At 41.4% G+C, this 19,580-nt stretch carries 18 protein-coding genes; 15 read left to right on the top strand and 3 right to left on the bottom strand.

From position 1 onward, the window contains the following. The first annotated feature begins 3 nt into the window (after positions 1-3). The 9 genes from QNH17_RS25215 (at position 4) to cydS (ending at position 8,561) form a co-directional block, all read left to right on the top strand. Positions 4-1,389: a sensor histidine kinase gene (locus tag QNH17_RS25215; protein WP_283875869.1), complete on the top strand. Its 1,386-nt coding sequence runs from the start codon at positions 4-6 to the stop codon at positions 1,387-1,389. Beyond that, positions 1,386-2,090 (top strand): polysaccharide deacetylase family protein, encoded by a 705-nt coding sequence (locus tag QNH17_RS25210; protein ID WP_283875868.1) that lies wholly within the window; start codon positions 1,386-1,388, stop codon positions 2,088-2,090. The genes QNH17_RS25215 and QNH17_RS25210 overlap by 4 nt, the downstream gene beginning before the upstream one ends. An 8-nt stretch (positions 2,091-2,098) precedes the next feature. After that, entirely contained in the window at positions 2,099-2,716 is a 618-nt protein-coding gene (locus QNH17_RS25205; protein WP_283875867.1) for a DedA family protein, read from the top strand. 365 nt (positions 2,717-3,081) lie between these two features. Then, entirely contained in the window at positions 3,082-4,251 is a 1,170-nt protein-coding gene (locus QNH17_RS25200) for an MGDG synthase family glycosyltransferase (protein ID WP_283875866.1), read from the top strand. A 37-nt stretch (positions 4,252-4,288) separates the two neighbouring features. After that, on the top strand, positions 4,289-4,891 hold the full coding sequence (locus QNH17_RS25195) for an undecaprenyl-diphosphatase (RefSeq protein WP_283875864.1): 603 nt from the start codon (positions 4,289-4,291) through the stop codon (positions 4,889-4,891). 102 nt (positions 4,892-4,993) lie between these two features. After that, positions 4,994-5,833, top strand: a complete 840-nt coding sequence (locus tag QNH17_RS25190; RefSeq protein ID WP_283875862.1) for a cytochrome c oxidase assembly protein — start codon at positions 4,994-4,996, stop codon at positions 5,831-5,833. Between the two features lie 242 nt (positions 5,834-6,075). Continuing rightward, entirely contained in the window at positions 6,076-7,422 is a 1,347-nt protein-coding gene (locus tag QNH17_RS25185) for a cytochrome ubiquinol oxidase subunit I (RefSeq protein WP_283875860.1), read from the top strand. Next, positions 7,419-8,447 (top strand): cytochrome d ubiquinol oxidase subunit II, encoded by a 1,029-nt coding sequence (locus tag QNH17_RS25180; RefSeq protein ID WP_283875859.1) that lies wholly within the window; start codon positions 7,419-7,421, stop codon positions 8,445-8,447. Before QNH17_RS25185 ends, QNH17_RS25180 begins: the two co-directional genes overlap by 4 nt. 12 nt (positions 8,448-8,459) lie before the next feature. Beyond that, complete coding sequence (cydS, locus tag QNH17_RS30110) at positions 8,460-8,561, top strand: cytochrome bd oxidase small subunit CydS family protein (RefSeq protein WP_481858549.1); 102 nt, start codon at positions 8,460-8,462, stop codon at positions 8,559-8,561. A gap of 40 nt (positions 8,562-8,601) precedes the next feature. Here cydS and QNH17_RS25175 read toward each other — a convergent pair whose 3' ends face one another. From QNH17_RS25175 to QNH17_RS25165, 3 genes are all read right to left on the bottom strand, one after another. Next, positions 8,602-9,348, bottom strand: a complete 747-nt coding sequence (locus tag QNH17_RS25175) for an amino acid ABC transporter ATP-binding protein (protein WP_283875858.1) — start codon at positions 9,346-9,348, stop codon at positions 8,602-8,604. A 15-nt stretch (positions 9,349-9,363) separates the two neighbouring features. Beyond that, positions 9,364-10,023, bottom strand: coding sequence for an amino acid ABC transporter permease (locus tag QNH17_RS25170; protein ID WP_283875857.1), 660 nt, complete (start codon positions 10,021-10,023; stop codon positions 9,364-9,366). A 64-nt stretch (positions 10,024-10,087) separates the two neighbouring features. Continuing rightward, the gene (locus QNH17_RS25165; RefSeq protein ID WP_283875855.1) at positions 10,088-10,864 is read right to left on the bottom strand and encodes an amino acid ABC transporter substrate-binding protein; all 777 of its coding nucleotides are present in this window, start codon (positions 10,862-10,864) and stop codon (positions 10,088-10,090) included. 385 nt (positions 10,865-11,249) lie between these two features. Here QNH17_RS25165 and QNH17_RS25160 point away from each other — a divergent pair, with 385 nt between their 5' ends. The 6 genes from QNH17_RS25160 (at position 11,250) to uvrA (ending at position 19,476) form a co-directional block, all read left to right on the top strand. After that, a complete protein-coding gene (locus tag QNH17_RS25160; protein ID WP_283875853.1) occupies positions 11,250-12,188 on the top strand; it encodes a cation diffusion facilitator family transporter in 939 nt (312 codons plus the stop codon). A 153-nt stretch (positions 12,189-12,341) separates the two neighbouring features. Then, on the top strand, positions 12,342-12,626 hold the full coding sequence (locus QNH17_RS25155; RefSeq protein WP_283875851.1) for a YhdT family protein: 285 nt from the start codon (positions 12,342-12,344) through the stop codon (positions 12,624-12,626). Further along, on the top strand, positions 12,623-14,074 hold the full coding sequence (panF, locus tag QNH17_RS25150) for a sodium/pantothenate symporter (RefSeq protein ID WP_283875850.1): 1,452 nt from the start codon (positions 12,623-12,625) through the stop codon (positions 14,072-14,074). The genes QNH17_RS25155 and panF overlap by 4 nt, the downstream gene beginning before the upstream one ends. Before the next feature lie 96 nt (positions 14,075-14,170). After that, positions 14,171-14,410, top strand: a complete 240-nt coding sequence (locus QNH17_RS25145) for a DUF2198 family protein (RefSeq protein WP_144554037.1) — start codon at positions 14,171-14,173, stop codon at positions 14,408-14,410. A gap of 205 nt (positions 14,411-14,615) precedes the next feature. Next, positions 14,616-16,595 (top strand): excinuclease ABC subunit UvrB, encoded by a 1,980-nt coding sequence (gene uvrB, locus QNH17_RS25140; protein ID WP_283875847.1) that lies wholly within the window; start codon positions 14,616-14,618, stop codon positions 16,593-16,595. 7 nt (positions 16,596-16,602) lie between these two features. Then, complete coding sequence (gene uvrA / locus QNH17_RS25135) at positions 16,603-19,476, top strand: excinuclease ABC subunit UvrA (protein ID WP_283875846.1); 2,874 nt, start codon at positions 16,603-16,605, stop codon at positions 19,474-19,476. The last annotated feature ends 104 nt before the right edge of the window (positions 19,477-19,580 follow it).

Here is a 19,580-nt window from a genome sequence, read left to right as displayed (position 1 = left end):
GAAATGAAGATTACCACAAAAATTAATCTAATTACAACGGCTTGGATAATTTGTGTGTTACTTGCTGTGAATGCTGTGGTCTTTTTTTCATTTATGAAGATTACTGTCAATATGGAAGATAGTGAACTGTTTCAAAAGGCTGATTACTTGATAAATGAAATAAACAAGGAAGATTCCCAATCTGTTATTAAAGAAAAATTAACCCCCTACCTAACGAATCAATCTTTTATAAGGATCGTTCAACCGGATGCGAAAATTATTAATCAAGTAACAAACGACCAGCAGCTGGCTTCTAAAATAAAACCTAAATTCACGAGCGAAAAGGGTACAGAAAGGCGTACCATTCGACTTAATCATCAAGAAGAACAAATTGCAATTGTCAGAGTGCCGATTCAAGCACATGGACAGGTTGTTGGAACACTGGAGTTCGGGGAGAAATTAGTAGGATTGGAAACTGGAAAAGACTTATTACTATCTATTCTTACTTTTTGTACGATACTCGGAGCGGTATTATCGCTGTTGGGCGGCAGATGGTTATCCAATCTAATTATGAGGCCTATTTCTAATATGATTAACACCATGGAGGATATTGAAAAAAGTGGGATTCCGAAAAAAATCGTCATCCAACATGAGACAAAGGATGAATTGCAAAAATTGGCGGTAACATTTAATCGGATGATAGGCAGATTAGAGGAAAATCTCGAAAAACAGAGGCAATTTATCTCTGATGCCTCCCATGAATTAAAAACCCCGCTCACGGTAATCAAAAGCTATGCAGACCTCCTTCTAAGACGTGGGTTACAAAATGAAGAGGTTGCCCATGATGCGATTGAATCGATTCATTTAGAAGCAACAAGAATTCAAAAGATGACTGAACGGTTTCTGGATTTAGCTGATACAGAATCAGGAAATCGTTTAGAAGCAAAATCAATTAACGTAGTAGCCTTGTGTGAGCTTATTTTTAAGCAGCTTAAGAGTGCCTATAAAAGAGAAATCAGCCTCCACTATCAAGAACCTGACATCTCCGTTGTAGCCGATGAAGTCAAATTAAAACAAGCAATTATTATCTTGATTGATAATGCCATCAAATACAGTAAAGATAAAATCGATGTGTATTTAAAGGAAAAGGAACAGTGGACAATCATTTCCGTAAAGGATTACGGAATCGGCATACCTGAGTGTGAAATAGAAAATGTTTTTGAACGTTTTTACCGGGTGGACAAGGCCAGAAGCCGAGAGACAGGCGGGACGGGTCTAGGATTGTCGATTGCAAAAAATATCATGAAACAGCACCAAGGCGAAATCATCGTAAGAAGTACGGAGGGAGTGGGGACAGAAGTGGAGTTGTTCCTACCTAAGGGAAGATGGAAAGGAAATGTTTTTGAGTGATTAAAATAATGATTGTGAGTTTTATGCTTTTATTCATTTTGTTCCTGATCTATGCGATATTACCCACCATACTCATTCGTATGAGCGGACGGGAAATCGTTAAAAGGATAAATGACCATGCTATTGCCTTAACGTTTGATGATGGTCCCAATCCCGAATACACGCCACAATTGCTTGATCTTTTGAAAAAATATGATGTAAAGGCCTCCTTTTTTGTAGTGGGCAGCAAAGTGGAAGCCTACCCTGACATAATCAGGCGGATGAGTCAGGAGGGACATACAATTGGCATTCATCATTATAACCATATTTCAAGCTGGATTCTCTCGCCTTTTCACTTAAAGAGACAATTACAAATGACGGAACAGGCCATCCATCAACTCACAAATGAAAAAGTAACCTTCTATCGACCACCGTGGGGGAGCTTTAATCTTTTCAGCTTATTTTTGAGTAAGCGATTTAAAGTGATTATGTGGTCACATATCTTCGGCGATTGGAAGGCAGCGAAAGGCAAAAGTGGTCTGCTTAGCCAATTGCTGCAAGCGACGGAAGCAGGTTCCGTGTTGTTGCTTCATGACTGTGGGGAAACATGGGGTGCAGATAAGCTAGCGCCCTATTATATGCTAAAGTGTTTAGATATTTACTTACAGGAAAACGTTAAAAAGGGAACAAAATTTATCGCATTAGAAAAAGTTAACTTTTAGAGGCTGCTATGAATGTAGAGACAATAATAAATTATATTAATATATATGGTTACTTTGTCATTTTTCTTTTTTTATTCTTTGGGATTGTTGGTATTCCTGCACCGGAAGAATCGCTGCTCTTTTTAATCGGAGTGCTGAGTTTTCATCATCAGCTCTTATTGGGGCTATCCATGCTGTGTTCCATTCTTGGAGCGTTTATTGGAATGCTGACTGCTTATTCAGTCGGAAAATTTGCAGGGGCCCCATTTATTAAAAAGTTCGGCAAGTATGTCGGGATTACTGATGACCGCTGGGAAAAGATAAGTGGCAAATATACGAAAAACGTTCGTAAAACCATCCTGATAGGTTTTTATCTGCCAGGTATCCGGCAAATAAGCCCATATTTTGCCGGGATCAACAACATTCCACTTCGGAGGTTTTTGGTTTTTTCCATGATAGGCACTTTCCTCTGGACCATTCCTTTTATTGTAGGAGGCTATTTTGCAGGGAAAGTATTCCATATAAATCCAGACTATGTTCCATATGTAGGAATTGCATTTTTCTTTCTTTTTTCGCTATATATTATCTTTAAGTATATAAAAGGAAAAAGAAGGAATTACTTAAATAGGCACACTAAAAAAACCTGAAAAGATATCTTTTCGGGTTTTTTAATATTTGGCTGTGTTAAACTTGTCTGTTGATTTCCGTTCCAGGCACTTCGCTTTCCGCGGGCGTGCCGGGGAGCCTCCTCGTCGCTTTGCTCCTGCGGGGTCTCCCCTGCCCCGTACTCCCGCAGGAGTCTTCGTGCCTTCCACTCCAATCAATAGAGTGCCAAAAAAAACATTAACCTTTAACACAGTCGATTTAACAATCAAATTAAAAAAAAGCTGAAGGGAAGATTAAAAATCCATTAAAAATCCAGTTTTTCTAGAAATGAGTGTTACATTGAAAGGGTAGTTTAGAAATTATTATTTTTAAGGAATGATTTCTAGTAGAACAGGAGATGGAATAAGTGAAGAAGATTTTGTTTTTACCACTCTTACAAATGCAGTCAGGACATCATCAAGTCGCTGAGGCATTAATGGACCTTTTAAAAAATCATACAGACGATCTAACTTTGAAAAAAATTGACTTATTAAGTTATACGAATAAATCGTTAGAAAAAGTGATTACAAAGGGCTATCTTAATTGGATTCGATACGCGCCAGACACCTATAATCTCGCTTACAAGAGCTTTTTTTACGTACCGCCAACAAAAAAACATTCCTTTAAATGGTATGAACCGCTCTTTTTGAAGAAAATGGAGCAATTAATAGCAGAGGAAAAACCAGATTTACTTGTTTGTACGCATGGGTTCCCGTCCTATCTTCTAAGTAAGTTAAAAATGAAGGGGAAATGCGACATACCGATTATTAATGTTTATACAGATTTCTTTATTAATAGTGTTTGGGGAAAAGAGGGGATCGACCTCCATTTCCTCCCTAGTCAAGAGATCAAAGAAAGACTAAGCACAAAATATCAAATCCCAGACCAACAGATGATTGTCACGGGTATTCCTGTCCATGAAGAAATTTCGAAAACCGTTAAGCGGAAACAATACAAGGATGGTCGTCCCAAAATCTTATTATCTGGAGGGAATAGTGGTTTAGGTGGGCTGTTAAAGCAAGCTGAGGAATTAAAATGCTCTTCAAACTTAGATTTCGTGGTTCTGTGTGGAAAAAACAAGAAGCTTTATGATGAAATCCTTTCGTGGGATTTAAATCATATTAAACCCTTAACCTATCTTACTTCCAGATCAGAAATGAATTTACTTTATGAAGAAGTTGATGCGATTGTCTCAAAACCAGGTGGGGTCACCATAAGTGAAGCAATCAGAAAAAGGCTGCCGATCTTTGTTCATTCCGCACTTCCAGGACAAGAGAAAATAAATCTCCAATATTTAAAACGTAAAAAGCTCGTATTTGAGCTTGACCATCAATCTTCATTGGAAAAGCAATTGCTAAGTGTGTTAAAGGATCAGAATAGAATGAATAATTGGGAGCATGCGATTGATTATTATCAGCAGGAAATAAAGCTAGACAAGCCGGAAAAAATTGTGGAATTGTTAGAAAACTTACTAGACCAAAAAAAGAGTGTCAGGCAGTTGGGATTCGTTAATTATTCTTCTCCGTTACGGATATAAGATTGTTGGAAAACATGAATCAGGAGGTTAAGTTAAATTGTCTAATTTAGACTATGGAATCTTTCAAATCATCAATCACCTTGCAATCAGTGAGCGATTTTTAAATCCATTGATGATATTTTTAGCAGAAAAAGCAGAGTATTTATTTTTCGCAGGAATCATTTTTTATTGGTTTTATCGTAAATCACAAAATCGAAAAATGGTCGTTGAAGCCATTTTGGCCGCTTGTGTTGCACTAAGTATAAATGGAGAAATCGGTCACTTCTTCTATCGTAATCGTCCTTTTGTCACCCATCATGTAAACTGGCTAATTCCTCATGTAAAAAATGCCTCGTTTCCGAGTGACCACGCGACAGCAGCCTTCGTAATTGCAACAGCGATTTGGATTTGGAAAAAAAGTGACGGCTGGATTTGGTTAGTTTTAGCTGCAGGAATTGCTTTGTCACGCGTTTGGACAGGAGTACATTATCCTTTAGATGTGGTAGCAGGAATGTTGATAGGTGCAGGCGTGGCATTTGCCATCCATTTCATGCTAATTCGATTCAAGGAATTAAACAAGGTTATCATTTGGTTAATTGAGTTTTATGAGAAAATTGAAAGTAATTTTTTAGAAAAGACAAACCTTGCAAGAAAGCGATAGAAAGGAAGAGCCAAATGGTTCTTCTTTTTGTCATATATCAGCAAAAAAATCATAAAATCTAAAGTTATCTGTTCGCTTTAAATAGTGTAGGGAGGGGATTTCATGTTCTATGCGATGTGGCTGGAAGGTCAATTGTTGTGGAATATGCCATTATTAGCCTGCCTAATTTGCCTAGCCGCCATATACGTATATGTAGTAGCGTCTTATACAAATATCAAATTTTATCAAAAGCAGCCCCTGCTATATTTCCTCAGTTTAGGCATCATGTACTTAACCTTTGGCAGTCCATTTGAAACAATTAGTCATCTGTCATTTAGCTTGCACATGCTTCAAATGAGTATTTTATATTTTATCATCTCACCTTTATTTGTATTAGGTATCCCAGATGTTTTAATCCAATCCATTCGAGAACATTCTCTAACAAAACGAGTCAGCATGTACATCTTACCGTCGAAAGCCGCCTTATATGCGTTTGGGGCCATGTTCTTGATGTACCATTTTCCAATCGTGTTAACATCCCTAGCCCAAACCGCCTTTGTTCATAATGGATATTTATTTGTACTACTGCTCCTATCTTTTCGGATGTGGCAGCCGATAACGGTCCCTGACCCGAAGAGGGATCATTCACAAGAACAGAAAAAGCGTTATCTTTTTCTTAGCGGTTTAGTCATTATGCCTGCCTGTTTGCTATTTATTATCACTGCATTCATAGGTGGAATGAATAATCCTCTTCTTTCTGAACTCACCGCAAATCTCTGTATCTCACCTTCCCAACTAAGCCAATTAAGTTCCCTTGATATTCTACCTTCTTCATTTAACACAAGACTTGATCAAATGTTTGCGGGAGTCCTAATGTTAGGAATGCATAAATTTGGAGTAATCCTGACCGTTCGTCTTGGCAAAAAAACAAAAGGCGGGGCTGTGGTGGGGGTTGTGGACTGAACTCCATAGCCTCTATTTACTGTGGATAAAGTGATGATACTTTCCAAAAGTGTTCAATATATTCCGCGATAATTTTGGGAATGGTATGTAAAGAGAGAATTCATTTAACAGGACGGCAGGGGGGATTTATATTTATAAAAAACAAGAAAGGAAGCTCATTTGGCTGGCCTTTATTGTGGCCTCCATTATGGGACTATCGATCATTGGACGGCTGTTTTCAGGATAAGAAAGGTGGTAAGTGAATGGGAAATGAAGAGGCCGTATTTTTTAGCCGTGTGCTGACAGAATTAACCTTGTCCTTTCACATCATATACGCAACCATCGGCGTCGGCATTCCGCTGATGATTATGATTGCTCAATGGGTCGGGATCAAGAAGCAAGACGAACACTATATTTTATTAGCACGAAGATGGACAAGGGGATTTGTGATTACCGTAGCTGTTGGTGTTGTAACTGGGACTGCAATTGGTTTACAGCTTTCACTCCTATGGCCCAACTTTATGCAGTTAGCTGGAAATGTCATCGCCTTGCCGTTATTTATGGAGACCTTTGCCTTCTTTTTTGAAGCCATTTTTTTAGGTATATACATATACACATGGGATCGGTTTGAAAATCAGAAAAAACATTTGCTCCTGCTAATCCCGGTGGCATTAGGAGCCTCATTTTCAGCTGTCTTTATTACGATTGTGAATGCATTCATGAATGCTCCGCGGGGCTTTGATGTAGTTAATGGACAGCTCGTGGATGTGAGTCCCATTCTGGCAATGTTTAACCCGGCTATGCCAACAAAAGTTGCTCATGTGGTTGTCACCGCTTATATGACATCCGCTTTTGTTCTTGCTGCGATTGGAGCCTTCCGGTTACTGAGAGGTTCCGACTCTACGTACCATAAAAAGGCGTTGTTTTTAACCATGAAACTAGGATTCATCTTTTCAGCAGCCACCGCCCTTTTAGGAGATTTCTCTGGAAAGTATTTAGCCGAGTACCAACCGGAAAAATTAGCGGCGGCCGAATGGCATTTTGAAACAGGGAAAGGGGCTCCTCTCGTCCTTTATGGTGTACTTGATAATGGAGAAGTGAAATATGCTCTAAAAATTCCCTATGCACTTAGCATTTTAGCGCATGAAGTCCCAAGTGCAGAAGTGATTGGGCTTGATCAATTTCCGAAGGATGAAGTGCCGCCGCTCTATATCCACTATCTGTTTGATACGATGGTTACCATCGGTATGTGGATGACCATGCTTTCCTTCGTGTACATCCTAGGTATATGGCGTCACTGGCGTTTTGTATTATCTAGATGGTTTGGGTGGCTGATTGTACTGGGAGGTCCTCTTTCTATTCTTGCGATTGAAGCAGGCTGGTGGTTGGACGAGGTTGGGCGTCAACCGTGGGTTTTACGAGGGATTTTACGTACAGAACATGCCGCAACGACAAGCGGCCAAGTCGATCTAATGTTGGTGTTATTTGCTGGGCTTTATCTTGTCCTCGGTGTGGGCAGTGTGGTGGTCCTATGGCGGATGTTCCGAAAAAATACAGTGGAACAGGAACTGGCCGACCGTGCTTCAGAGAAAGCAGGTGATATATTTTGACACTTGAAATCATTGGCATCAGCGCATTAGGGCTGTTTCTTTTTGGATATATCATCATCGCATCGATCGACTTTGGGGCAGGCTTTTTTAACGCATTTAGTACTTTAACGGGGAAACAGCATATTTTGACGAAGATTATTCAACGCTATTTATCGCCTGTCTGGGAAGTCACCAATGTGTTTTTAGTATTTTTCTTCGTCGGCATGGTTGGTTTCTTTCCAAAAACAGCTTATTACTTTGGGACCACCCTGCTTGTACCAGCTAGTATCGCGCTTATTCTTCTGGCGATTCGAGGGGCGTATTATGCGTTTACCACTTACGGAGGGCTCAAGCATAAGCGGTACACCATTTTATACGGGTTAACGGGATTATTCATTCCTGCGTCGTTGTCGAGTGTATTGTCCATTTCGGAAGGCGGCTTCGTGAAAATTGAAAACTCGGCACCGGTCCTTGATTATTGGGCATTGTTTACCAGCCCATTATCATGGAGCATTGTGGTCCTTAGTCTGACGGCTGTGTTATATATATCCGCAGTATTTTTGACTTGGTATGCCCATCATGCTAAGGATGAGGAAGCAACGAACCTATTGCGGAAATATGCGCTTAGCTGGGCCGGACCAGCAATTATCACTGCCGCAGGAATTATTTTTGAAATGAGGACACACAACCCTGAACATTATCAGCGATTACTCGACCTCTGGTGGTTGTTTGGGTTGTCGGTCGTATTCTTTGCGGGAACTGTTTTTTTCATTTGGAAACGTCGTTCCTATGGTTTGGCATTCTGGCTATTGGTAGGACAATTTGCACTTGCCTTCCTCGCCTACGGCGCGTCCCATTATCCATATTTACTGTATCCATATCTCACCCTGTACGACAGCTTTACGAATCAATCAATGGCAATTGCCCTGATTGTGGCCTTTATTGCAGGGCTGGGATTACTCCTCCCATCTTTGTACCTGTTATTAAAATTGTTTTTGTTCAATAAAGAATATGTCCAAGGTAATCGGAATGATGAGCATGCTTAAGGGGGGAATGTAATGGATGATTTTTTGCTATTTTATGCCCCATTTCTGGTCATGTTTGCATCGATTGGCGTGGCGTTTTGGGTGGCACTAAAGGATGATTCAGTGGGAAAATAAGAAAACGGCTGAGAAATCAGCCGTTTTTTGCGCTCTAAAATCACTTTAAACTACGTTTTAAAAAGGCTTGCGTTCGTTCATTCTTAGGGTTCGTAAACAATTCGACCGGCGAACCGGATTCAACAATCTCCCCGTTGTCCATAAAAACAACTCTGTTTGCTACTTCCTTGGCAAAGCCCATCTCGTGGGTTACGACAATCATTGTCATATGTTCTTCCGCCAAATCCTTCATTACTTTCAGCACCTCACCCGTCAATTCTGGGTCTAAGGCAGAAGTCGGCTCATCAAAGAGTAGAATTTCTGGATTTAACATGAGTGCTCGGGCGATGGCTACTCGTTGTTTCTGTCCGCCTGATAATTTTGCAGGATAGGCAGCGGCCCGGTCAGCAAGACCAATTTTCTCAAGAAGCTCACTGCTTCTCTTTTGTATAGCAGCAGCCGATTCCTTCTTCAACATTTTGGGGGCAAGTTCCAGATTCTCTTTCACGGTAAGGTGCGGAAAGAGGTTGAAATGCTGAAAGACCATCCCCATTTTTGCGTTAATCTCTTTTAATTCTTGCGGATTTGCGTAGATACCATTTTTGGCTAAATGCTTTCCGGAAACAACAATACTGCCGGCGTCAATTTTTTCAAGTTGGGCCAAACTGCGGAGCATCGTACTTTTTCCTGAACCAGATGGACCGATTACCGCAACGACATCATTTTTATGAACATCAAATGTAATATTTTTTAAGACATCTAAGTTGCCATATGATTTTTTCAGGTTAGATATTTCAATAACAGGCATCTCCACCACTCCTTCTTATTCAAATTTGAACCGTTTTTCAAGCCCTTTAAAGACCATAGTTAACAGGAGCGTCATGATTAAATAAATAACCCCTGCCACAAAGAAAGGGACAATGGTGAAGTCACGATTGACCGCTGTTTGCGCAAAGTGCAGCAATTCCGGTACAGCAACGGCATAAAGGAGGGCGGTATCTTTCACTAATGTCACGGATTCGTTCGCAACAGATGGAAGGGCAATCCGGAACATTTGCGGCAGGATAACTCTCGTTAAGGTCTGCCATTTATTTAATCCGAGAACTTGCGAGGCTTCATATTGCCCCTTATCAATCGCAAGCAGCCCACCGCGGAAGATTTCAGCAAAATAAGCCGCATAGTTCAAGATGAAACCGATACAGGCAGCCACAAAGCGATCCAAAACTAAATATTCACCAACTACTGGAATCATCGGCAGCCCGAAACAGATAAATAACAACTGGAGTAGAAGTGGTGTTCCACGCATGACATAAATATAGCCCTCTGCAAGCAAGGAGAGTGGTTTAAAACGGCTGCCGACAGCTAGAGTTAAAACAAACCCGAGGGGGATGGACACGACAATGGCAATCAAAAACAAGAAGATGGTCATCTGTGCCCCTTCGAGCATAGGTTTTAGTATGGAAATTAGATAATCAACAGACATTTGATGTTCCTCCAAAAGCAAAACAGGCTTCCCTATGGAAATCCTGTTCGCTATATATTCATTATTAGTTTAAAACCTTATTTTCGCCAAACCACTTTTCCGAAATTTGGGAGGCTGTGCCATCCTCATTCATCTCGTCGAGAGCTTTTTGCAGGTTTTTCAGTAAGTCATCGTTTCCTTTTTTAACACCAATACCGTATTCTTCAGGAGCTAGTGATTCATCAAGAATCTTGAAGGCTTCTTTTTCTTTCGACATGTAATAATCAATGACAACTTCATCAATAACTACCGCATCCAACCGGCCGCTCTTTAAATCGGTTAAAGCCTGGACATTATCCGCAAACTCGGTTACTGTCTTTATTTTTGCTTTGATTGGTGAAGCATCTAAAGCATCAGCTGCTGAAGATAGTGTTTGCAAGCCGACTACTTTACCCGCTAAATCGTCTAATTTAGATAGCTTTGAATCAGCCATGGTCACAACCACTTGGGCATTTTTTAAATATGGCTTTGTGAAAAGAACTTTCTTTTTTCGTTCATCTGTAATAGTGTATCCGTTCCAAATAAGGTCAATTCTTCCACTGCTAAGTTCCGCTTCTTTTGTACTCCAATCGATCGGTTGGAACTTTACCTTTTTCCCCATTTTTTCTGCTGCTGCGTTGGCATAATCAATATCAAAACCAACAATCTTGTTATCTTCATCTCGGAACCCCATTGGAGCAAATTTATCATCAATCCCAATGACCAACGTGTTGTCCTTTGCTTCAGATGTCTTAGAAGAACAACCCGTAAGGATGGAGAATAGTGCTGCTATTATTAGAACAATCGTTGATATACGTTTCATATTCAAACTACCACCTTATCTATTATTAATTTACTTTAGTACGTTACCGTATTATTACTCTAACATATTATAACGCTATAATATTATGGAATACAATAGTTTGATTAATAATGGGAAAATTAAAAATATTAATTAAATAAATGAACGCTTTCTTTTTGAAAGAATAATGTATAAAAAGATTGACACTCAAACCATCACTTGAATATCATATAATCAAACGAACCTTTGAATGAAGACGGCCTCTTAGGGCTGCGATACCTGCCGTTTTGAGGCAGGGTATCGAAATATTAAGATTAGAAAACACTAGCCTTAATCGTAATATTTTCGGTTTAGAAACAGATAAATAATTGAGCCGCTCTATCCAGAGAGCTCTGGGGGGATTAACATGGGTCATCACCATCACGGCCATTCGCATGGTCATTCACACGGGCATTCACATGGACATTCGCATACGAGTAATAAAAAAGCTTTGTTGAGTTCCTTCCTATTAATTGCTGCCTTTATGGTAGTTGAAGTAATTGGTGGTCTGTTAACAAATAGCTTGGCGCTTTTGTCAGATGCAGGTCATATGCTGAGTGATGCTGCCGCACTTGGGTTAAGCTTTTTTGCCATCAAGCTCGGGGAGAAACAGGTATCGCCGGAAAAAACCTATGGCTACAAACGATTTGAAATTATCGCTGCAGCCCTGAATGGCTTAACTCTTGTGGTTATTTCCATCTATATCTTTTTTGAGGCTTTTCAACGCTTCTTCAATCCTCCAGAGGTGCAAAGTACTGGAATGCTGATGATATCTGTAACGGGGCTGATCGTTAATATTATTGCTGCATGGATATTAATGAAGGGTGACAAGGATGAAAACTTGAATGTCAGGAGTGCTTTCTTGCATGTTCTTGGAGATATGCTGGGATCGGTGGGCGCGATTGTTGCCGCATTATTGATTATGTTTTTCGGGTGGGGAATTGCAGATCCGATCGCGAGTGTCATTGTAGCTGTCTTGATTCTCCTAAGTGGGTACAGGGTTATGAAGGACTCGTTTCATATCTTAATGGAGGGTGCGCCATCACAGATTGATATCAGTCTTGTGAAAGAGGAACTTAAAAAGATCCCATTGGTGAAGGAAGTCCATGATTTGCACATTTGGACAATTACCTCTGGATATCCCGTATTGAGCTGCCATATTACCATATTAGATAGCGGTGTTCATGATGAAATCCTCTCACAATCCCAAAAGATCCTTCACGACCAGTTTCACATCGAACACAGCACCATTCAAGTAGAAAAAGAAGCAAACGGCTGCCCTAGCCCGCATGGGACATGTAATTAATTAAAACATCCATCCATTAAGCCTATCCGCAACAGATAGGTTTTTTTCTTTGCTCATTTTTTCTTTTTCCGCTAGGATTAGGTTGGTTATTTTTTCTTTATTGGTTAAAAATAACCTGAATATGTTAGAGTGTTTTTAGCTAGGAGGAAGACAATGAAGAAAAGTGGTTATCCGCGGGACAAGCGTTTCAAAATTGCTCACAGGGAAGCTGTGATTGGAATAATCCTTGTTTTGATTAATTTTCTTTGGTGGTACGGCTTTGCCTATGGGCTCGGTTCAGCCAAAGTAGAAAATTACACATACATATGGGGGTTGCCTGCTTGGTTTTTTTATAGTTGTATTGTAGGTTTCATTGTTATGGTGATTCTCGTTATTTTTACGGTAAAGGTATTATTCAAGGATGTTCCCTTTGAAGAGGAAGAGGGGGAAATCAAATGAATTGGGCCGTCATTACTCCGCTTCTTATTTTCTTATTCATTATCTTTGCAGTTGGCATGTGGGCAAACAAATTTGTTATTAGATCTCACTCATTCTTAGAGGAGTACTTTTTAGGGGAACGTCAAATGGGCGGTTTTATATTGGCGATGACGATGGTGGCGACTTATGGCAGTGCCAGCAGTTTCATCGGTGGTCCAGGTATCGCTTATACGCAAGGATTAGGCTGGGTCCTCCTGGCCATGGCCCAATTAGCCACTGGATATTTTACATTAATGGTCCTAGGCAAGAAGTTTGCGATTATTTCTCGTCAATACAAAGCAATCACCTTGATTGACTTTTTAAAAGAGAGGTACAAAAGTAAAGCAGTTGTGTTGATGTCAGCTGCTAGTATCATCATCTTTCTATTTTCATCGATGACCGCACAATGGATTGGCGGAGCACGTTTGGTAGAAAGTTTAACAGGTTTACCATACACCACAGCTCTACTAATCTTTGCCTTTTCGGTTCTCGTCTTTGTTATTGTCGGGGGCTTTCGAGCGGTTGCCATTACAGATACCATCCAAGGTATTGTTATGTTTGGAGGAACATTAATCCTTTTAATCGCAACGATTAAGGCCGGTGGCGGAATCCCAAAGATTATCTCCGACTTGGCCGCAGAAAATCCTAATTTAATCAGTCCCTTTGGGGCTGAGCGGAGTTTGACACCAACCTTCGTTTCCTCTTTTTGGATTTTGGTAGGGATTGGTGTCGTCGGCTTGCCGCAAATTGCTGTCCGAGCGATGTCTTATAAAAATTCAAAGGCGATGCATAGTGCAATTATTATTGGAACCTTTGTGGTCGGTTTTATCATGCTTGGAATGCATCTTATTGGCGTGTTTGCCAGACCCGTTCTGCCAGGAGTGAAAATTGGGGATACGGTTATGCCGATGTTATCAATGAAAGTGCTGCCGCCATATGCTGCAGGCATCGTTCTGGCTGCACCAATGGCTGCCATTATGTCGACTGTGGACGCTTTATTGATTCTGGTTAGCTCTGCTTTAGTAAAAGATGTCTATTTAAATTACATCAAGCCGGATGCAGGGAACGATCTTGTGAAAAAGGTTAGTTTTAGCGTAACGGCGATTATAGGAATAATTGTCATAGTGTTCTCTTTAAGCCCGCCAGATTTGATTGTTTGGTTGAATCTGTTTTCTTTTGGAGGGCTTGAGTCTGTCTTTATTTGGCCGGTGGTTTTAGGCTTATATTGGAGCAGGGGCAATAAATACGGAGCCATCTCTTCGATGATTTTAGGAATGGGATCATACATTTTATTGGATCAACTTTATCCAAATCCATTTGGTTTTCACACGGTTGTCTTCCCGATCCTACTTTCACTTTTTGGATTTGTAGTAACTAGTCTATTTACTCAGCCAAAAGACGGGAAAATGCATGTTAGTATGCAAAAATAAGCTTTGGAATGGCAGTTCCATCTATCCTTTTTGTTGCAATTTTGTGAATTAATTTCTAGAATAAATAAATAGTATGAAATAAATGAGGTGTACTCATTGGAAACGGTTATTCGATATTTCTCAGCGCTTATTCTTCCAGGGCTGCTCGTCTTGCTTTTTACACGGGTCACCTACAACCGAGTGATTGGGCTCATCTTGACCGTGGCTCTAATTGCCACTTCGGTATATAAAGGGTATACCAACACGTTTATGTTGATCGTAGTGGATGCATTCTCGTTAACTGCCGGTTTTTGGATGGCTGAAAAAATGAAGCAGAAGGCATTGAAGAAGACCTAAGAATTGAAACTATTAAAAGTCTGTCAGTAAAATGGCAGGCTTTTTTAATGAAATCGAATATTCGTTCGCATATTATTGGTTTGTTTTTAGGTGAATGTGGTAGAATGTTAATATGAATTTAGAGGATATACTTTCCAGCACCATCCCGGTCCATTATTAGGTACATATGCTGAAAAGTAATTGATTTTACGGGAGGGAATTTTTCGTGAAGGATCAATTTGAATTAGTGTCAAAATACTCGCCCCAAGGTGACCAGCCGGAGGCGATCAGTCAATTAGTTGACGGGATCAAGAATAATAAAAAAGAACAGACATTGCTTGGTGCCACAGGTACGGGTAAAACATTTACGATTTCAAATGTAATTAAAGAGGTAAATAAACCAACGCTTATTATTGCTCATAACAAAACCCTTGCTGGACAGCTCTACAGTGAGTTTAAAGAATTTTTTCCAAATAATGCGGTTGAATATTTTGTCAGTTACTATGACTACTTTCAGCCAGAGGCTTACGTGCCACAGACGGATACATTCATTGAAAAAGATGCAAGTATCAATGATGAAATTGATAAATTACGCCACTCAGCGACATCTTCTCTCTTTGAACGAAAAGATGTAATTGTGATTGCCTCCGTTTCCTGTATTTATGGTTTGGGTTCTCCTGAAGAATATCGAGAAATGGTTTTATCGCTCCGAACAGGAATGGAAGTTGAGCGAAATCAGCTGTTACGTCGATTAGTCGATATCCAATATGACAGGAATGATATCGATTTCAAGCGGGGAACCTTCCGCGTCCGTGGCGATGTTGTCGAGATTTTTCCTGCTTCTCGTGACGAGCATTGCCTTCGAGTGGAGTTTTTTGGTGATGAGATCGATCGGATTCGCGAGGTTGATGCGCTCACAGGAGAGATTATGGGTGAACGGGAGCATGTTGCCATTTTCCCAGCCTCCCACTTCGTTACACGGGAAGAAAAGCTGAGAATAGCCATTGAAAATATTGAAAAAGAACTAGAAGTACGCCTCGAAGAACTGCGCGAGGACAATAAATTACTCGAAGCCCAACGGCTCGAACAAAGGACACGCTATGACCTGGAAATGATGCGGGAAATGGGCTTTTGCTCAGGGATTGAAAACTACTCTCGCCATTTAACCTTAAGAGAAGCGGGCTCCACTCCATATACCCTGTTGGATTATTTTCCAAAAGACTTTTTGATGGTGATTGACGAGTCACATGTAACTTTGCCGCAAGTCAGGGGTATGTTTAATGGCGATAAAGCACGGAAACAAGTCCTTGTAGATCACGGCTTTCGTCTCCCATCAGCGCTTGATAACCGGCCGTTAATGTTCGATGAGTTCGAAAAGCATATCCACAATATCATTTATGTTTCGGCCACACCTGGACCGTACGAGCTGGAACATACACCGAAAATGGTTTCACAAATTATCCGTCCGACAGGACTCTTAGACCCTACGATTGAGGTTCGTCCAATTGAGGGGCAGATTGATGACTTGATTGGTGAAATTCACGAAAGGGTACGGAGAAATGAACGTGTCCTTGTGACCACCTTGACGAAAAAAATGTCCGAAGATCTAACGGATTACCTGAAGGAAATCGGCATTAAAGTTCAATACCTGCATTCTGAGGTTAAGACGCTCGAACGGATTGAAATTATTCGAGAATTGCGTCTCGGCAAATATGATGTTCTCATTGGGATTAACCTGCTTCGGGAAGGTCTCGACATTCCTGAGGTTTCTCTGATCGCGATCCTGGATGCCGACAAAGAAGGCTTCCTTCGTTCGGAACGTTCGTTAATCCAAACAATCGGCCGTGCCGCCCGGAATGCCCAGGGACATGTCATCATGTATGCAGACAAAATTACGAATTCCATGGAATTAGCGATCACTGAAACAAGGCGCCGCCGTTCCATCCAAGAGGAGTACAACCAAAAGCACGGAATCGTCCCAATGACAATTCAAAAAGATATCCGTGACGTCATCCGTGCTACACATGCGGCTGAGGAGCAGGAAGATTACAAACCAGCAGCTTCATTTAGTAAGATGAACAAGAAAGAAAGAGAAAAATTAATTGCCACAATGGAAAAAGAAATGAAGGTCGAAGCCAAAGCGCTTAACTTTGAACGTGCTGCTGAGCTTCGTGATTTAATTTTGGAATTGAAAGCGGAAGGATGACGTAAAAATGGCAATGGAAAAACTGATTGTGAAAGGCGCTAGAGCCCACAATTTGAAAAATATCGATGTCACCATTCCGAGAGATAAGCTTGTTGTCTTAACGGGACTTTCTGGATCTGGAAAGTCCTCACTTGCCTTTGATACGATTTATGCCGAGGGGCAAAGACGCTATGTCGAATCCCTTTCTGCCTACGCACGGCAATTTCTTGGCCAAATGGATAAACCGGATGTTGATGCAATTGAGGGTCTCTCCCCGGCAATCTCCATTGATCAAAAAACAACAAGCCGTAACCCCCGTTCGACGGTCGGTACGGTGACAGAAATCTATGATTATTTGCGGTTATTATTTGCAAGGGTAGGGCATCCAACATGCCCAATCCATGGGATTGAAATCTCCTCACAAACGATTGAGCAGATGGTCGACCGGATTTTAGAATACCCGGAGCGGACCAAAATGCAAATTCTTGCCCCGGTGGTGTCAGGCCGGAAAGGATCTCATGTGAAGGTGCTCGAGGATATTAAGAAGCAAGGATTTGTCCGCGTTCGTGTCGATGGGGAAATGCTCGATCTTGGTGATGAGATTGAGTTAGAGAAAAATAAAAAGCATTCGATTGAAGTCATTATTGATAGGATTGTCGTCAAGGAAGGGGTCTCAGCGCGGATTGCTGATTCTCTCGAGACAGCACTAAAACTAGGCGAAGGAAAAGTCATCGTCGATGTGATCGGTCAGGAAGAATTGTTGTTTAGTGAAAATCATGCCTGCCCGCACTGTGGCTTTTCGATTGGAGAACTGGAACCACGGATGTTTTCTTTTAACAGTCCATTTGGTGCCTGCCCTGAATGTGACGGACTTGGTTCTAAGCTCGAAGTCGATGTCGAACTTGTCATCCCCAATCGCGACTTGACACTGAAGGAGCATGCAATTGCGCCGTGGGAACCGACTAGTTCACAGTACTATCCACAGCTGCTTGAGGCAGTATGTGATCATTTCGGAGTAGATATGAATATCCCAGTGAAGGATATCCCGGAACACCTTTTGGAAAAAGTCCTTTATGGAGGAGGTCGAGAAAAAATCTATTTCCGCTATGAAAATGATTTTGGCCAAGTTCGTGAGGGGAATATTGAATTTGAGGGTGTCATCCGCAATGTGGAGCGTCGGTACAAAGAGACGAGCTCCGATTATATCCGGGAGCAAATGGAAAAATATATGGGTCAAAAGCCATGTCCAACCTGTAAGGGCTATCGTCTGAAAAAAGAAACGTTGGCCGTCCTTATTAATGGCCGCCATATTGCCCAAATCACCGACCTTTCCATTGAAGAGGCCAATCAATTTTTCGCAGAATTAACGCTTTCTGAAAAAGAAATGCAAATTGCTAAACTGATCTTCAATGAAATCAGTGAGCGGCTTGGCTTCTTAATTAATGTCGGTCTCGATTATTTAACACTGAGCCGGACTGCTGGTACGCTGTCAGGCGGGGAGGCCCAGCGGATTCGCTTAGCCACACAAATCGGTTCTCGTTTAACTGGTGTCTTATATATCTTGGATGAACCGTCAATTGGATTGCATCAACGGGATAATGACCGCTTAATTGGAACGCTGCAAAACATGCGCGATATCGGCAACACCTTGATTGTGGTTGAGCATGATGAGGACACGATGATTGCGGCCGATTACCTGATTGATATCGGTCCGGGTGCCGGGGTTCATGGCGGGGAAATCGTTTCTGCGGGAACACCAGCCGAAGTCATGGCAGATCCAAATTCATTGACGGGTCAATACTTGTCCGGGAAGAAGTTTATCCCTCTGCCCTTAGAACGCCGCAAGCCGGATGGCCGCTTTATTGAAATCAAAGGCGCATCGGAAAACAATTTAAAAAATGTCAATGTGAAGCTGCCGTTAGGGATGTTTATTGCGATTACGGGTGTATCTGGTTCTGGGAAGAGTACTCTCATTAACGAGATCTTACATAAATCATTGGCGCAAAAGCTGCATCATGCAAAAACAAAGCCTGGTGAACATAAGAGTATTAAAGGCATTGATTATTTAGAGAAAGTTATCGATATCGACCAGTCGCCAATTGGCAGGACACCACGTTCGAATCCTGCTACCTATACTGGGGTTTTTGATGATGTTCGTGATGTGTTTGCCAACACAAACGAGGCGAAGGTCCGCGGTTATAAAAAGGGACGCTTCAGTTTTAATGTGAAGGGCGGCCGCTGTGAGGCATGCCGCGGCGATGGAATCATCAAAATTGAAATGCATTTCTTACCGGATGTCTATGTACCATGCGAAGTCTGCCATGGCAAACGGTACAACCGTGAAACCCTCGAAGTAAAGTACAAAGGGAAAAACATTGCTGATATTCTTGATATGACAGTGGAAGCGTCGGTAGAATTTTTCGAAAACATTCCAAAAATCAGCCGTAAACTGCAAACTATCTTGGATGTCGGCCTTGGTTACATCAAACTAGGCCAGCCTGCAACAACTCTATCCGGCGGGGAAGCCCAGCGTGTCAAATTAGCTTCAGAGCTGCACCGCCGGTCGTCAGGCAAATCCTTCTATATTCTCGATGAACCGACAACGGGTCTTCATGTGGATGATATTTCCCGTTTGCTCGTTGTGTTGCAGCGCTTAGTTGAAAATGGTGACACGGTTCTTGTGATTGAGCATAACCTCGATGTCATTAAGGCTGCCGATTACCTTGTTGACCTAGGACCTGAAGGCGGCGATAAAGGCGGAACAATCGTCGCAACTGGAACACCAGAAAAAGTCGCAGAAGTCCCTGAATCGTACACTGGTAAATACTTAAAGCCAATCCTTGAGCGTGACCGCCTTCGAATGAAACAGCAAATTGAAGATAAGAGTGCCATAAAAGCATAAGTAGAGAAAAGAGCCTTAGGCTCTTTTTTTATGGCCTTTTTCGGTCAAGGAAAGTCTGTGAATTTTGCAGTTGGCGGAATTATGGTGCCAATCGGCGAAATCCG

The organism is Neobacillus sp. SuZ13, from assembly GCF_030123365.1.
GTDB lineage: Bacteria > Bacillota > Bacilli > Bacillales > Cytobacillaceae > Neobacillus.
The sequence above is the reverse complement of the archived record's forward strand: the minus strand, read 5'-3'. Positions and strand labels throughout refer to the sequence as shown.

Coding starts and splice junctions, on each gene's coding strand:
- QNH17_RS25215 (WP_283875869.1), top strand. CDS start 4: ATGAAGATTACCACAAAAATTAATCTAATTACAACGGCTTGGATAATT.
- QNH17_RS25205 (WP_283875867.1), top strand. CDS start 2,099: ATGAATGTAGAGACAATAATAAATTATATTAATATATATGGTTACTTT.
- QNH17_RS25190 (WP_283875862.1), top strand. CDS start 4,994: ATGTTCTATGCGATGTGGCTGGAAGGTCAATTGTTGTGGAATATGCCA.
- QNH17_RS25185 (WP_283875860.1), top strand. CDS start 6,076: ATGGGAAATGAAGAGGCCGTATTTTTTAGCCGTGTGCTGACAGAATTA.
- cydS (WP_481858549.1), top strand. CDS start 8,460: ATGGATGATTTTTTGCTATTTTATGCCCCATTTCTGGTCATGTTTGCA.
- QNH17_RS25175 (WP_283875858.1), bottom strand. CDS start 9,348: ATGCCTGTTATTGAAATATCTAACCTGAAAAAATCATATGGCAACTTA.
- QNH17_RS25170 (WP_283875857.1), bottom strand. CDS start 10,023: ATGTCTGTTGATTATCTAATTTCCATACTAAAACCTATGCTCGAAGGG.
- QNH17_RS25165 (WP_283875855.1), bottom strand. CDS start 10,864: ATGAAACGTATATCAACGATTGTTCTAATAATAGCAGCACTATTCTCC.
- QNH17_RS25160 (WP_283875853.1), top strand. CDS start 11,250: ATGGGTCATCACCATCACGGCCATTCGCATGGTCATTCACACGGGCAT.
- QNH17_RS25155 (WP_283875851.1), top strand. CDS start 12,342: ATGAAGAAAAGTGGTTATCCGCGGGACAAGCGTTTCAAAATTGCTCAC.
- panF (WP_283875850.1), top strand. CDS start 12,623: ATGAATTGGGCCGTCATTACTCCGCTTCTTATTTTCTTATTCATTATC.
- uvrA (WP_283875846.1), top strand. CDS start 16,603: ATGGCAATGGAAAAACTGATTGTGAAAGGCGCTAGAGCCCACAATTTG.